At 38.7% G+C, this 12958-nt stretch carries 12 protein-coding genes; 4 read left to right on the top strand and 8 right to left on the bottom strand.

Annotation, left to right across the window (positions count from 1 at the left end; genetic code table 11):
• Window positions 1-6: 6 nt before the first annotated feature.
• The 5 genes from AACH28_RS19155 to AACH28_RS19135 all read right to left on the bottom strand — a co-directional run bounded on the left by AACH28_RS19155 (window position 7) and on the right by AACH28_RS19135 (window position 5765).
• Window positions 7-816, bottom strand: coding sequence for a glycosyltransferase family 2 protein (locus AACH28_RS19155; protein ID WP_286709661.1), 810 nt, complete (start codon window positions 814-816; stop codon window positions 7-9).
• 4 nt (window positions 817-820) lie between these two features.
• Complete coding sequence (locus AACH28_RS19150; RefSeq protein WP_286709660.1) at window positions 821-1987, bottom strand: glycosyltransferase; 1167 nt, start codon at window positions 1985-1987, stop codon at window positions 821-823.
• A gap of 175 nt (window positions 1988-2162) precedes the next feature.
• Window positions 2163-3428, bottom strand: coding sequence for a glycosyltransferase (locus tag AACH28_RS19145; protein ID WP_286709659.1), 1266 nt, complete (start codon window positions 3426-3428; stop codon window positions 2163-2165).
• Window positions 3425-4483, bottom strand: coding sequence for a glycosyltransferase (locus tag AACH28_RS19140; RefSeq protein WP_286851259.1), 1059 nt, complete (start codon window positions 4481-4483; stop codon window positions 3425-3427). The genes AACH28_RS19145 and AACH28_RS19140 overlap by 4 nt, the downstream gene beginning before the upstream one ends.
• Window positions 4484-4535: 52 nt before the next feature.
• Window positions 4536-5765 carry a hypothetical protein gene (locus AACH28_RS19135; RefSeq protein WP_286709657.1) on the bottom strand — a complete coding sequence of 410 codons (1230 nt, stop codon included), beginning with the start codon at window positions 5763-5765 and terminating at the stop codon, window positions 4536-4538.
• Between the two features lie 395 nt (window positions 5766-6160).
• On the opposite strand from AACH28_RS19135, the gene AACH28_RS19130 reads away from it, so the two are divergent.
• Window positions 6161-6652 (top strand): histidine phosphatase family protein, encoded by a 492-nt coding sequence (locus AACH28_RS19130; RefSeq protein ID WP_286727835.1) that lies wholly within the window; start codon window positions 6161-6163, stop codon window positions 6650-6652.
• A 44-nt stretch (window positions 6653-6696) separates the two neighbouring features.
• Here AACH28_RS19130 and AACH28_RS19125 read toward each other — a convergent pair whose 3' ends face one another.
• Window positions 6697-6984 carry a phosphatidylglycerol lysyltransferase domain-containing protein gene (locus tag AACH28_RS19125; protein ID WP_341831256.1) on the bottom strand — a complete coding sequence of 96 codons (288 nt, stop codon included), beginning with the start codon at window positions 6982-6984 and terminating at the stop codon, window positions 6697-6699.
• A gap of 44 nt (window positions 6985-7028) precedes the next feature.
• Between AACH28_RS19125 and AACH28_RS19120 the strand changes: the two genes are divergently transcribed.
• From AACH28_RS19120 to AACH28_RS19110, 3 genes are all read left to right on the top strand, one after another.
• Window positions 7029-9029 carry a thioredoxin domain-containing protein gene (locus AACH28_RS19120; protein ID WP_341831255.1) on the top strand — a complete coding sequence of 667 codons (2001 nt, stop codon included), beginning with the start codon at window positions 7029-7031 and terminating at the stop codon, window positions 9027-9029.
• A 37-nt stretch (window positions 9030-9066) separates the two neighbouring features.
• On the top strand, window positions 9067-9564 hold the full coding sequence (locus tag AACH28_RS19115) for a peptidylprolyl isomerase (protein ID WP_046672788.1): 498 nt from the start codon (window positions 9067-9069) through the stop codon (window positions 9562-9564).
• Between the two features lie 103 nt (window positions 9565-9667).
• The gene (locus AACH28_RS19110) at window positions 9668-10357 is read left to right on the top strand and encodes an SMUG2 DNA glycosylase family protein (RefSeq protein ID WP_341831254.1); all 690 of its coding nucleotides are present in this window, start codon (window positions 9668-9670) and stop codon (window positions 10355-10357) included.
• Here the strand turns inward: AACH28_RS19110 and AACH28_RS19105 are convergent.
• Both AACH28_RS19105 and AACH28_RS19100 read right to left on the bottom strand, forming a co-directional pair.
• Entirely contained in the window at window positions 10352-11497 is a 1146-nt protein-coding gene (locus tag AACH28_RS19105; protein ID WP_286709653.1) for a metallophosphoesterase, read from the bottom strand. The genes AACH28_RS19110 and AACH28_RS19105 overlap by 6 nt on opposite strands.
• A 6-nt stretch (window positions 11498-11503) precedes the next feature.
• Window positions 11504-12955, bottom strand: a complete 1452-nt coding sequence (locus tag AACH28_RS19100) for a RagB/SusD family nutrient uptake outer membrane protein (RefSeq protein WP_115046586.1) — start codon at window positions 12953-12955, stop codon at window positions 11504-11506.
• Window positions 12956-12958 lie beyond the last annotated feature (3 nt).

Below are 12958 nucleotides of genomic sequence, written 5' to 3'. Positions count from 1 at the left end.
TAAGTGCTAATCAGATGATTTCAGGTATTTATCAATACCGTTATCACAATAGGTCAAATTTAGCTTTTTTGTTTTTGCAAACAAACAATTGTTGTTACCTAAATTCTCTTTTGCATTTATCGCATGCCAGATGTGAAACACAATGCCGCCGAATTTTAAGAAGCGTTTTTTGATATTGATATTTAAGAGTCTAGCGACAAATTCTTTATCTTCCGGTCCCCAGCCTTTAAAGTCTTCATTGTAGCCATTCACACGAATGGCATCTTCTTTCCAATACGCCATATTGGCCCCATGAATCTCCCAACGTTCGTTGCCCTTATTTTTATAATTAAATTCAAAATATTTCCATAACAACTGAAAACGAAAAGCACTGAATAGGTTCGAGACCCCCTTATCAAATCTATTCACCTTTGTATCAAGCTTAGTCAATTTTTTCTCGGAAAATTCCTGATCAAGATAAATACGGCTGGCACGTACTACAGATCCTTTTTTCGCAAATTTCCGATGATCCCGGATAAAATAGGGGTGCAAAATTAAATCACCATCAATTTGAACAATATAGTCGGATGAGGCTTTAGCAATAGCTTTATTTCTGATTTTCGCCAACTGGAAACCCTCGTCTTCATGCCATACATGAATAAAAGGAATATTAAACTTACTTTTATATTCTGCTACAACTCGCTCTGTCTCCTTTCCTGATCCGTCATCAGCGATAAGTATTTCATCAGGAAGAACCTTCTGAAGCAATACACTTTCCAAGCATAATGCCAACGCCTCCGGCCAGTTATAAGTAGATATTATTAGAGAGATTTTCATTTATTCATCTATTGTTAAAAACAGCGTCCAAGACCTCATACTCTTTCTTTACGGTATGATTACTTCGCATATATTCAATGGCCTGATTCGATTTTCTTTTATGAAATTCAGCCCCCTGGAGCAATTCAATTATATGAGAGGCAAAAGCCTGTTCATCTAGAGATACAAGACATCCATTATCTGATTTATTAAACAATCCATCGACACCACGCTGATTGGTTACAACCGGAATGCCAAAAGATAATGCTTCCAAAACCTTTATTTTGATTCCTGTCCCTGAAAGCATTGGACAGATAGCAACTTTAGCCTGCTCATAATATTCTGCAAGATCATCCACCAGTCCATGTTTTATAACATTTTTCACTGCTGGAATATGTGCACAAATCTTGCCAATCACATGCAGTTCAACATTCGTAAGTAGTGGAAATACTTTTTCTAAAAACCACTTTATGCTTGACACATTGTGCGGATTGTCACTCGCTACATAAATTAAGTCAATCTTCTTTTCGCGTTCTTGAACAACAGGCGATGGCATTGAAACCGGAATTAATCGTACAAATTTATCTGCAAACTGTTCAAAAATATATTTTTCCTCAATTGAAAATGTCCATATCTCGTTAAAAGAAGTCATCATAGACAACTCCGCTCCGAACATTTTACCCAATTGACGCATTGAAAAGCTTTCCTTTTCCTTTGTCTTATTTTGCAGCGTAAGAAAATCATGCGAATCTAAAATTGTATAAGGTCCTATCAAATTCTTTACCAAAATACCAAATTCAACATAGCTAATAATAACATAATCATACTTATGATCGCTTAAAACCTTTTCAAATCTTCTTTGAAATGATGGCGAAACACGATCAACCAAATTTGAGTGGAATATATTTTTTATCTCTTTTTGTAATTTATCACGAAAGAAATAACTAATTCTATTCTTTTTTGAAGATTTAAAGGGTAAAATAATCAGGTTAATATTTGGAAATTCTGATTGAAAAATAGATTCATCACCTGCCCCCCAATTGATTGACGACACAAAATCAATCTCAAAATTTGCACTTATCGTATTAAAATAAGTTAACAACTGCTTACACCTAGTCAAATTGCCTGCCTTCGAACTGTTAGGATTTTCAGGCATAAAATATAATATTCTCTTTTTCTTTATTGTTTGCATTTATTCTTACATTGAAAAGGTAAAAAGCTGTACTTGCTTTTATAATAAATAATACGAATTATTCTCGGAAAATGCCACATTCTCCTTGAACTTTTCTTTTGCAGGAGTATTAAGACCTTTATAAATCATTCATGATGAAATTTATCCATAAGATAATAGAGGTCTTCAAGTCCAACTATATCTCGCCTTCGTCCCGAAAACTCTTTGTGACGGTCTCCACTAAATTTAACCATCCTTTAGCCATATGCTCAAAACTGTACTCCTTCATTGCCAAATTGCTTTGAACTCCAAGTCTCGAACGTAGAGAAGGGTCCATGATCAATTGTTCGAGATGCAGGGCCATCTCCCGGTCGTCCAATGCTAAAAAACCATTCTGATTGTGTTTGATCAATTCATTTACGCCTGAACAAGTGGAAAAGCCAATACTTGGCAGACCTATTGACATAGCTTCTGCTAAGGCTAATCCAAACCCTTCATATTTACTGGGAAAAATAAAAATATCAGCATCTCGCATCTTTAACAGAGGATCCTCCGTGAATCCACAAAGAAAAACTCGTTCAGACAATCCAAGATCACGAATTTGTGTATTCAACCGATCAAAGTCTGGACCTATCCCCCAAAACTCCAAATCCCAATTGGGATATTTGTTTGCCAGGTTAGCAAAAATTGCAATAGCAATATGCTGCTGCTTACACTCGGTATCCAAACGCCCAACGTGAATAATCTTATATCTTTCCTTGATACCGTCATGTATAACTAAATCGCCAGGATCTACTTGCTGGATTGGATTGGCAATAACGGAGCACTGTCCGGAAAAATTTGACGGCAAAAAATCCCGATAGCTCTCAAATAAGATCTGAACACCATTCAGTTGAGCGAAACTAGCCGTTAACAAATCAACCATAAATGCATCTCTTCCCCCTAAAATATTGGTATAGTCGTAATCAGGTCTTCCATTGACAGAGTCTATAATGGGGATTGACAGTGTATTTCCATAAGTGATCTCAAGGAGTGAGCCAATGGACATTGTAATAATCAAATCGGGCTTTAGCCTGTCAATATAATCCTTCCATAAAATCGCCCGCTTTCGCAAATTAAACTGATATAATTTATCAGCTCCCCCCATGCGTTTCTTTAATTTGCGGTTATACCACTTGCTGTATTTTTTACGAGCCTTGTATTTCAACCATAAAAGTGGGTTCGGCCCCTTATAATTATAAATAGGAATCTCGAGCTTCTGTTCCAAACTCGAGTCAAAGATATTCGTCACCTTCACCGACTTATGCAGCGGAAAAACTGCTGAGCCTTTTATATTTTCATTGGTTGCAATCTCAACTTCATACCCATTTGTACTTAGTATATTCGCTAGCGTAGAACATATCTTTTCCGTTCCACCTATTCCATTTAGAAAATACAAATGTTGTATTAGTAAAATCTTCATACGTCGAGATACTTATGTCTGATCCTTTGACGGACTTTTCTTCTTAAGCCAGCAATTGGAATAAACCTAACCCAGAATAAACTTTGCTTGAGCTTTTGAGACCTCCTTTTGCAATAAGCCGCATAAAATTGGTCAAAATCCCTATGATCTCGAGCCTCTACAAAATAGCTAAAAGGCACCGTTAATACTTCTTTATCTTCTTTGGTAAGATGTGGGCTTACATATTCTTGCATAAAAATTTGCAATAACTTAAACAGCTCTTCCTTCTCAAGATCACTGAATGCCATTTTTAAATAACGAAACTCAAAAGGTTCATGTTCGATAAATAGCGCTAATTTTAATGCTTTTGAAGCAAAGAAATTATGTTCCTTATAAAACTCATTCAATAGCTCTAACCACATTGGAATCTGTTTTAATAAGCGACCAGTCTGTCTATTAATTTGCGTATGATTTTGGTTCTCGTGCTGTCTATAAAAATATACCGCGCCAGGATTAAACCCGATCTTATCGGTTACCAAAAAAAGACGATGTGAAAACAAGCCATCCTCGCAGGGTTGAATTCCTTCAGGAAAACGAATATCGGGATAAGTGTCCAATAAGGTCCTTTTGATCAGCAACCCGCATGTCGGTACAGCAGTCAAACGTGGGGCCCGCGAACAATAAGGTTCGCCCAAAATCACCAAATCAAAATTTTGCTGTTTAGCAATCGCTAAAGAAACTGACAAAAATGCGGAATCAATCGTATCATCAGAATCTAGAAAATAGACATACTCTCCTCGCGCACGATTCAAACCATTGTTTCTCGCAACGGAAACACCCGCATTGTCCTGATCAAAAAAGTAAATTCTCGGATCTAAGGATGCATATTTTTGGCATATTGCAGCAGAAGAATCCAGACTACCATCATTAACGAGAAGAATTTCGAAATCTTGTAATTCCTGATCAAGCACACTTTGGATTGTCTCGTCTAAATATTTTTCGACATTGTATACCGGTATAACTACCGAAACAGCAATGGGACAAGGACGATCCATACAACCATTTTTTTCCATCATTAGTATTTAATATACAAAAATAGTAACAGAAATGATATATTAAATGCTGAAATCATTTTAATGATTTCTCGATCTTGTCTTTGTTTAATGTAAATTCCCGATATCTGAACTCACCAGATTTATTACCGATCATTGCTCCCATCTTAATTAAAGACTCGTTGCTGCCCATTGGAAAAATTGAACTTCTATAAGCATTATTTTTCAACAGAGGCTTCGGTAATACTTTGAAATTTAACCCATCTTTAGAATACCCAATGTACAACAGCTCCGCAGTATATCGTTTTACATCTCCTACTGCAATGCAAAGGAAATAATAACCATCGGCAAATGTTGCCTGAATATGCCATGGTGAATTTACCCGTCCCTCCTTTAACCAAGGCCTATTTAAAAAATTTATGATTTTGCTTTCCTTAAATCCTGTAAAATTAATACCATCGGTAGATGTTCTACGAACAACATAAGAAGGATCTTTACCTTTAAAATTTTTCGAATTAAAATTCAGTTCAATTTCATAACTCAAAAACTCACTTCCGTCATGAATGAAAGAGGGAGATAATAGATGATCATCTTTGGGAGTAAACGGAGGATTACTGGTAAAGGCGACATTCAAATTCGACCACTTTATACCATCTGTGGACGTTTGTTGAACAATAGTGCGATGTGCATTTTGTTTCAATCGATCAAAATTGGTATTACTTAACACACATTTGCCCTTCAAAGCCTGAGCAGTGATAAAACTCCCCCTATAGTAAAGATAAAACTGATTATTTAAGTATATCCAATCGACATCTGACCAAAATCCTTGAATCGGATCAACCTTGTTTTCACCGAAACTTTCTGTGGGAAAGGGAGCATTGATAATTGGATTGCTCAATCCCGGAGGATTTACCCAATCAAGACCATCATTTGATACAACAACACTTGGATTTTCAAATTTCTTTGAATTTTGATTGGTTCCAACTGCGCCAAAATAAGGTGTAAAAACCATCCAATACTTATACCCATTCAGTTTATTGGGAAAATAAAGAACATCTGGATGACAATAACTGGCATTTGCGCCCGAGATATCTATAAAATCGTTGGCATTTTTTAACCCCTTAAAATTAGCGTCAGCAACGGTATGTATATTGACCAAACCTTCATCACCATCAAAAGTAACGGAATCAATGGGCTCAACAGTCCAAATAGGAGCTTCAACATCCTGCGCAAAAAAATTCTCCGGACGGCTGCAAGCCACTAGAAAAATACTTCCATAAAAAAGTATCAAAAAATTACGAATCATAAGTAAAAATCAAACGGTAGAAACAAAAAAACGCGACTTGGCTAACGATGTTTTTCAATAAATAAAATAAGCTGACGGCAAATAGATGTATAAAACAAATTATTGTTTTACGCTGCGAAATTAGCATAATTTTATCAAAGTAAAACAACGATTTTCGCTTTTTAATCAAGACTTTCGCTTTGCCATTCTAAGCATTAAAAAAACACAATGGTTTAGCTTTGACACGATAGTGAACGTATCACTTGAGGTAAAAAACTATTCATAGAGTATATACTTTTCAAAACTTCCTGTATTATTATTTGTATTCATACGCAAGCCTGCTCATTGCCCAAACACAATGAACCGGAACAACAAGCGTTATTATTTATATTGTATAAGAATCAAAAATTTTAATCATGGACAACAGTAAAAAACTTTATATCATCCGACATGCCAAAGCCGAAACTATTCCGGGCATAAACGATTTTGATCGCGCACTCACATCCGACGGCATACAACACGCAAAACAAGTAGCGGCTAAGCTATCGGCAAAATTGACCTTAGATGAAAACAGTATCGTGATCAGTTCACCAGCCAATCGCGCACTCCAGACAACACGTATTTTTCTAGATGTCATGGGCTCTTCTTCTTTTGATATCCAAATTGAAGAAACAATTTATGAATGTACATACAAGCATTTGCTATCCATCATAAATGCTATTCCCGATCATATCAATCATGTACTGCTCTTTGGACATAACCCCACGTTGACTGATCTAGTGGAATACCTGACCCGAAAAGCGGCCTATTTACGCACCTCATCCTGCGCAGAGATCAAGCTCGATACCGGTTTCACCTTTCAGATGCTCAGCGGCAATTGTGCCGATCTTGTGCAAATAATTGATTAAAATCCGATCAAAGAACAAACTTATCTTCAGATAAGATCAGCTTATCACTTGCCCACATTTGATTTCATTGCCTTATCAATCACCAAAGGCACTGAAATCAAATCCAAATCATGCGAATACACCACAAATTTCTCGACCCAGCAGGGATCAAATTTTTCCTTAAATTCTTTCAGGCCCTTTGGTTGACGGAAGTAAGGATTATTTTCATATAGAAAACTGATCAAACGTTCAACAAGCCCTTTCTTCTTGTCAAATCCTGAAAAAGGAGTCAGTCCCCTATTAAAAAAAGAATAACCTTCCTCTTTACAATACGCTAAAAAACGGATAATCAATACAACAGCCTCGTTAATAATTACTTTTTCACTACCTTCGTCTTATGGCGAATCAATTGCAATTTGAAAATTCACCCTACCTTAAACAGCACGCACACAATCCAGTAGATTGGATGCCCTGGGGGCCGGAAGCTTTAAAAAAAGCAAAAGACGAAAATAAACTGATCATTGTAAGCATTGGCTACTCGGCTTGCCATTGGTGCCATGTGATGGAGCGTGAAAGTTTTGAAAACTCAGCCATCGCCCAAACCATGAATACGTTTTTCGTATCGATCAAAATTGACCGCGAAGAACGCCCCGATATTGATCAAGTGTATATGCTTGCGGTGCAACTGATGACCAATGCCGGGGGCTGGCCATTGAATTGTATCTGCCTGCCCGATGGAAGACCTATTTACGGTGGTACCTATTTCAAACCGCACGACTGGCAGAATATCTTATTGCAAATTGCACAAATGTGGGCGGAGAAACCCGAAGTCGCATTCGAATATGCCGAAAAGCTAAACAATGGTATTCAACGGGCCGAGAAACTTCCCATCAATCCTATTCCAGCGCAATACACAATCGACGACTTAAATGAAATTGTTGCCCCTTGGACCGAGATGTTCGATAAAAAAGAAGGTGGTTATCAAAGAGCGCCCAAATTTCCGCTACCAAACAATTGGTTATTCTTCCTAAAATATGGCGTACTTGCCGACGATCGGGAGATCTTAGATCATGTCCATTTTACATTAAAAAAGATAGCATCTGGTGGTATATATGACCAGATCGGAGGTGGCTTTGCCCGCTATTCGGTGGACCATTATTGGCATATTCCCCACTTCGAAAAAATGCTTTATGACAATGGCCAGCTACTGTCCCTGTATGCCGAAGCTTATCAACAAAGTCGGGATCCATTCTATAAACGGATTATCGAAGAAACGATTACTTGGGCCGAGCGTGAAATGCTTGCTCCAAACCATGGTTTCTATAGCGCTTTAGATGCCGATAGCGAGGGCATTGAAGGGAAATACTATTCCTTCTCCAAAGCTGAATTTGACGAGGTATTGGGCGATGATGCCCCCCTACTCGGGCAATATTTTAACATAACCGAAGTCGGCAACTGGGAGGAGGAGAAAACCAACATTCCTATTTGCGCCATTAATGCAGACCAGTTAGCAACAAAGGTCAATATGTCAGCTGACGAATGGGCAGATTTTCTAAAAATTTCAAAGAAAAAATTATACAACTATCGTGAACAACGGATCCGTCCGGGACTCGACCATAAGCAGCTGACCACTTGGAATGCGCTATTTCTAAAAGGACTAATAGATGCCTATCACAGTCTTGGATACAGCCATTTCCTTGAACTCGCTTTAAACAATGCCCAGTTTATCTGTACACATCTTATTCAAGACGATCTCCAGTTATTGCACCAACCAAAAGATAACAATAGAGCGATCGCAGGCTTCTTAGATGACTATGCATTCACTATTGAAGCCTTTATAGCATTATATGAGGCGACATTTGACCTCAATTGGCTCACAAAAGCAAGACAGCTCGCTGATAAGGCCATTGCATTCTTTTACGATGGATCACAAAAAACATTCTACTATACATCGTCGCAGGCAGAGGAACTCATCGCACGGAAAAGCGAAATTATGGATAATGTAATTCCATCCTCTTCGTCGACAATGGTTCGTCAGCTGAAACGATTAGGTTTGCTTTTTGATGATGAAAATTACATCGCCATTACAGACCAATTGCTGGCGAATGTATTCCCGCAAATCAAGACTTATGGTTCGGCTTATTCAAATTGGGCAATATTATTGCTAGAAGAAATATATGGAATCAATGAAATTGCATTGACGGGGGATAAAGCAATGGCTTTCAAAAATGAACTCGGCAACTATTATATTCCAAATAAAATTGTTCTTGGCGGTACAGAAGAAAATCTTCCATTGCTCGAACATAGAGTCGGAAAGGAGACAAAAGCATATCTTTGTAAAAACAGGACCTGCAGTCTACCACAGGATTCCATACAAGCGTTAATAAATTATATTTAATAAACGGTAGCCTCGGGCTTCCAAAAATCAAAATCAGATGGCTATAAAAGCAAACGACGTCGTAGCATTGACGTACAGACTTCACACAGTAGAAAACGGTGAAAAAGTTTTCGTTGAAGAAACAACTGCAGAACAACCTTTAGATTTCTTATATGGTGTAGGTATGATGTTACCTAAATTTGAAGAAAACATCGCAGACTTAAACGTTGGTGATAAAATTTCATTTGAATTGGCACCGGATGATGCTTACGGTCAAAAAGACGACAGAGCATTCGCACAATTGCCAGTAGATATGTTCAAAGAAACAGGTTTACCTCCAGTAGGAGAAGTATTGCCTTTACAAGACAATCAAGGAAACCAATTCCGCGCTGTAGTAGCTGAGGTTACTCCAGAAGTAGTTGTTGCTGACTTAAACCACCCAATGGCTGGTAAAACATTAAATTTCGATATCGAAATCTTAACTGTACGTCCTGCTACTGAAGAAGAGTTGTCTCATGGACATTCACATGGTGTAGACGGTACACAAGGTCACTAATCTTGACTCAAGATACAAAAAAACAAAGCGGGGTGTCGTTTGACACCCCGCTTTGTTTTTTACCTCTTTAAAAAATCGTATTTTGTTTTTAAACACACGAACGATGCTAACATTTGCGGAAAAAGTAGTTTTATTTAACAAACGACTTCATTACAAAGGGAATCTACCTCCGGAGTTCAACGTAATTAATCCCTATCTTGACAACCCTGAGACATTGGTAGTGATGGAAAAGTTCTACCACAAATATTACCAGGACAATCTGCAAAGAAAATTCATTATCGGCATTAATCCGAGCAGACACGGTGCTGGTGTTACAGGCGTTCCTTTTACAGACACCAAAAGATTAGCTAGTGCATGTGGCATAGAGATGCAATCTGCACACACCCATGAAATATCTTCGGTTTTTATGTACGATATGATTGAAGCTTATGGCGGCCCTGATATCTTCTACAAACAGTTTTACATCAATTCGCCATTTCCCCTCGCGATTGTCCGAGAAACAAAACCCAACAACTGGATCAATGCAAACTATTACGACGACAAGCAACTTTTTGACATGGTCCGCCCCTTTATGTTGGATTCCCTAAAACAGCACATTTCCATGGGCTTGGTCACAGAGGAGGTCTTTGTCCTCGGAAAGAAAAATGCAACCTTTCTCGCCAAGATCAACAAGGAAGAAAAGTTGTTTGGAAAAATGACCGTCCTCGACCATCCGCGCTATATTCAACAATATAAATCCAAAGACAAACTGCATTTTATCGATAATTATATCAACTTGCTAAGCGGCTTATAAATTAGAGGCGAAGTATTTATTTTTGCTAGCATCGTCATAAAGAATGATAACCTTAGCCCCCTGGAGAAGCACTCCACGACTATGGCCCTTCAGGCGATTGGCTTCATTGGCAACATTCACAGCATAGACCTTACCCGCATAAAATTTGCTTACTTCCGGAAAAATGGTATGCCCTACAAAGATTTTTCGAGCACCATATACATCCATTAACTTTTCTAACTCTGTTTGTGGCAAGGGAAGATATTTTTCTTCTTCACGAACCATTCCGCGGTACCATAGTGGCCCCTCACTGCCAAATAGGAAAGTAGCAGCTTTCGATTTTTGCCGTTCTTCCTTCTGTTGAAAAAGATGATGACGTACCGAGTCATTGACCGCTGAGATCGACCATTGAGGATCCAACATCGCTGCACTTAGCCCGGCATGAACAAACAGATTATCCCCGATCTTTTCCATGGTATTCTTTGTCTGTAACCATTTCCCCAACTCCGTATTTACTGACCAAAAGTCACGATAATCCCTACCTACCTTCTCTGCTAAAGCTTTGTATTTTTCTTGCGTATATTTATAATTTCCGCGTAAAACCATCTCTTCATGATTACCAAATAAAAAGTGGACCTGCCCGCCAGCTTTTGCAGCCTCGTATTCAAGTTTATAGATCAACCAAAAGATAGGCAAAACATCTTTCCCGCGGTCAAACACATCGCCTATGATGACAAGCTGATTACTCCCAAACGTCCACTCGTAGTTTAACCCTATGACCTTCTGCGCGTTGAGAATCGAATAGAAAGATTCAAAATCACCGTGCGGATCCGACAAGACCACAATCTTTTTGCTTGGACGATAGGACCAGGCAGGAGCCACCATGGGATGACGCCAAACTTCAAATTGGTGCTTACCGTCTTCCGTCGAAACCTTAAAGGCTTTTATATGCTCCGATTTTTCGGACAACACCTGACCATGTTCCACACGGATACAACTACTGTCACCATTTTCATAAAAAAAATAAGGACCGTCAAACTTCCCCAATTCCAAAGCGCTTTGGGCAACAGTACCTTGCATAACGCCAAATAGAACAAACAAATACCAGATCACGGCGATTCCATAGGAACCACCGTGCTTTGCTTTTAAATGAATTTTCATACGATATTAATATCCTTCATTCTGAACAATATTATTATTTGCATCAATTTCAACCCTTGGAATGGCCATTAAAGTTTTAAAAAATGTCCGATCAAAGGATTTTGTTTCCGGTCTCAATGAAGGTGAAACATGGGCAGCGCCCTTTCGTTCGATACGCATATTATTGCGCATAGCATCAAACAAACGATGCCCCTCCCCTACAAGTTCACGACGGCGTTCTTCCATAACGCGTTCTAAAGTAACTACACCACTAATAGATTTTGCCGGATTTGCACGTGTAACAATCGCATTCAAATACTTTAAAGCATTCGCATTGTCACCTAGCTTCACCGCCGATTCAGCAGCAATCAGGTAAGCTTCCGAAAGACGAAGCACCGGGATATCTGCAAACTCCGGGTTCTCCCCATCAGCTGTATTGCCCGGATACTTATTTAGATAATAATAATCAACTTGCTTGCTGGTATATTTGGTAATGATTTTATGACGTACATCGTTTGCATCATTCTTAATCAGATTCATATAATCATCCGACAGAATAATATCATTATACCCATTACGCCATAATAAATTGCCGATCCCCTCTTTTCCTGGCCCACTTTCTGTCTTTAGAACGGATAGTCCAAACAAAATTTCACTGGTAAAATCCTTTGACCAAACAGTGGCATACTCACTATTCGTCCACAGGATGTATTGCCCTTTTGTCGAACTCTGTGCCGCTTCGGCATCTTTAATGAATTGATTTGTCAGCGCAAAAGCCTTTGCATGATCTCCCGTGTAGAGATAAGCTCTGGCGAGTAGTAGTTGAGCACCAAATTTATTCAGCTTACCATTCTTTTTCGCTGCACTTAACAAGTTCACTGCGTTTTCCAGATCTTCAATCACCTGTTTGTAAACATCCCTAACCGAATTTCGCACCGGTTTATTGGTAGAAGCATGTTTCTCAGTTTCGATCGGTACGCCTAAAGAAGCGCCATTGTCTTTTGTGTAGGGAGCTCCAAAAACTTTCACCAGATCAAAATGGGCCATTGCTCTAAGTGTGAGGGCCTGACCTTTGATATCTCCCAGCTCTTCCGTCATTTGGCCTTCTGGAACACCATTTACATAGGTCAAAATACCGTTGGCATTTCTTAATACGCGATAGGGTTGATACCACAATGAACTAGGTGTATTATCTTTATTAAAGTCAAAAAGATAATACTTTGCAGCTCTTTTTGTATCACCATTAGCCAACATATCTTCTCCTGTCACATCCCCATAATAGGTCATTCTTGCGCCATAGTATTCATATCCGCGCATAATATCATAAATACCATTTAAGGCATATCCCGCATCACGAACAGATTTTATAGCCTGCGAACTTTCTGTTGATGTACTCGGTTGCGCTTTCTCCAACCATTGGTCACCGCATCCCACCAAAAGAGTGGAAGAGAGCAATACCATTGATAATATATTTTTCATAGT

It is taken from the genome of Sphingobacterium thalpophilum (assembly GCF_038396785.1).
Classification (GTDB): Bacteria; Bacteroidota; Bacteroidia; order Sphingobacteriales; family Sphingobacteriaceae; genus Sphingobacterium; species Sphingobacterium thalpophilum_A.
This window is presented reverse-complemented; position numbering and strand designations above follow the sequence as displayed.

What these genes read in the sequence shown, in the direction of transcription:
- AACH28_RS19105 (WP_286709653.1), bottom strand. Translation starts at nt 11,497, where the DNA reads ATGAAAATTCATTTAAAAGCAAAGCACGGTGGTTCCTATGGAATCGCC.
- AACH28_RS19150 (WP_286709660.1), bottom strand. Translation starts at nt 1,987, where the DNA reads ATGCAAACAATAAAGAAAAAGAGAATATTATATTTTATGCCTGAAAAT.
- AACH28_RS19110 (WP_341831254.1), top strand. Translation starts at nt 9,668, where the DNA reads ATGCTAACATTTGCGGAAAAAGTAGTTTTATTTAACAAACGACTTCAT.
- AACH28_RS19155 (WP_286709661.1), bottom strand. Translation starts at nt 816, where the DNA reads ATGAAAATCTCTCTAATAATATCTACTTATAACTGGCCGGAGGCGTTG.
- AACH28_RS19130 (WP_286727835.1), top strand. Translation starts at nt 6,161, where the DNA reads ATGGACAACAGTAAAAAACTTTATATCATCCGACATGCCAAAGCCGAA.
- AACH28_RS19115 (WP_046672788.1), top strand. Translation starts at nt 9,067, where the DNA reads ATGGCTATAAAAGCAAACGACGTCGTAGCATTGACGTACAGACTTCAC.
- AACH28_RS19120 (WP_341831255.1), top strand. Translation starts at nt 7,029, where the DNA reads ATGGCGAATCAATTGCAATTTGAAAATTCACCCTACCTTAAACAGCAC.
- AACH28_RS19140 (WP_286851259.1), bottom strand. Translation starts at nt 4,483, where the DNA reads ATGATGGAAAAAAATGGTTGTATGGATCGTCCTTGTCCCATTGCTGTT.
- AACH28_RS19135 (WP_286709657.1), bottom strand. Translation starts at nt 5,765, where the DNA reads ATGATTCGTAATTTTTTGATACTTTTTTATGGAAGTATTTTTCTAGTG.
- AACH28_RS19145 (WP_286709659.1), bottom strand. Translation starts at nt 3,428, where the DNA reads ATGAAGATTTTACTAATACAACATTTGTATTTTCTAAATGGAATAGGT.
- AACH28_RS19100 (WP_115046586.1), bottom strand. Translation starts at nt 12,955, where the DNA reads ATGAAAAATATATTATCAATGGTATTGCTCTCTTCCACTCTTTTGGTG.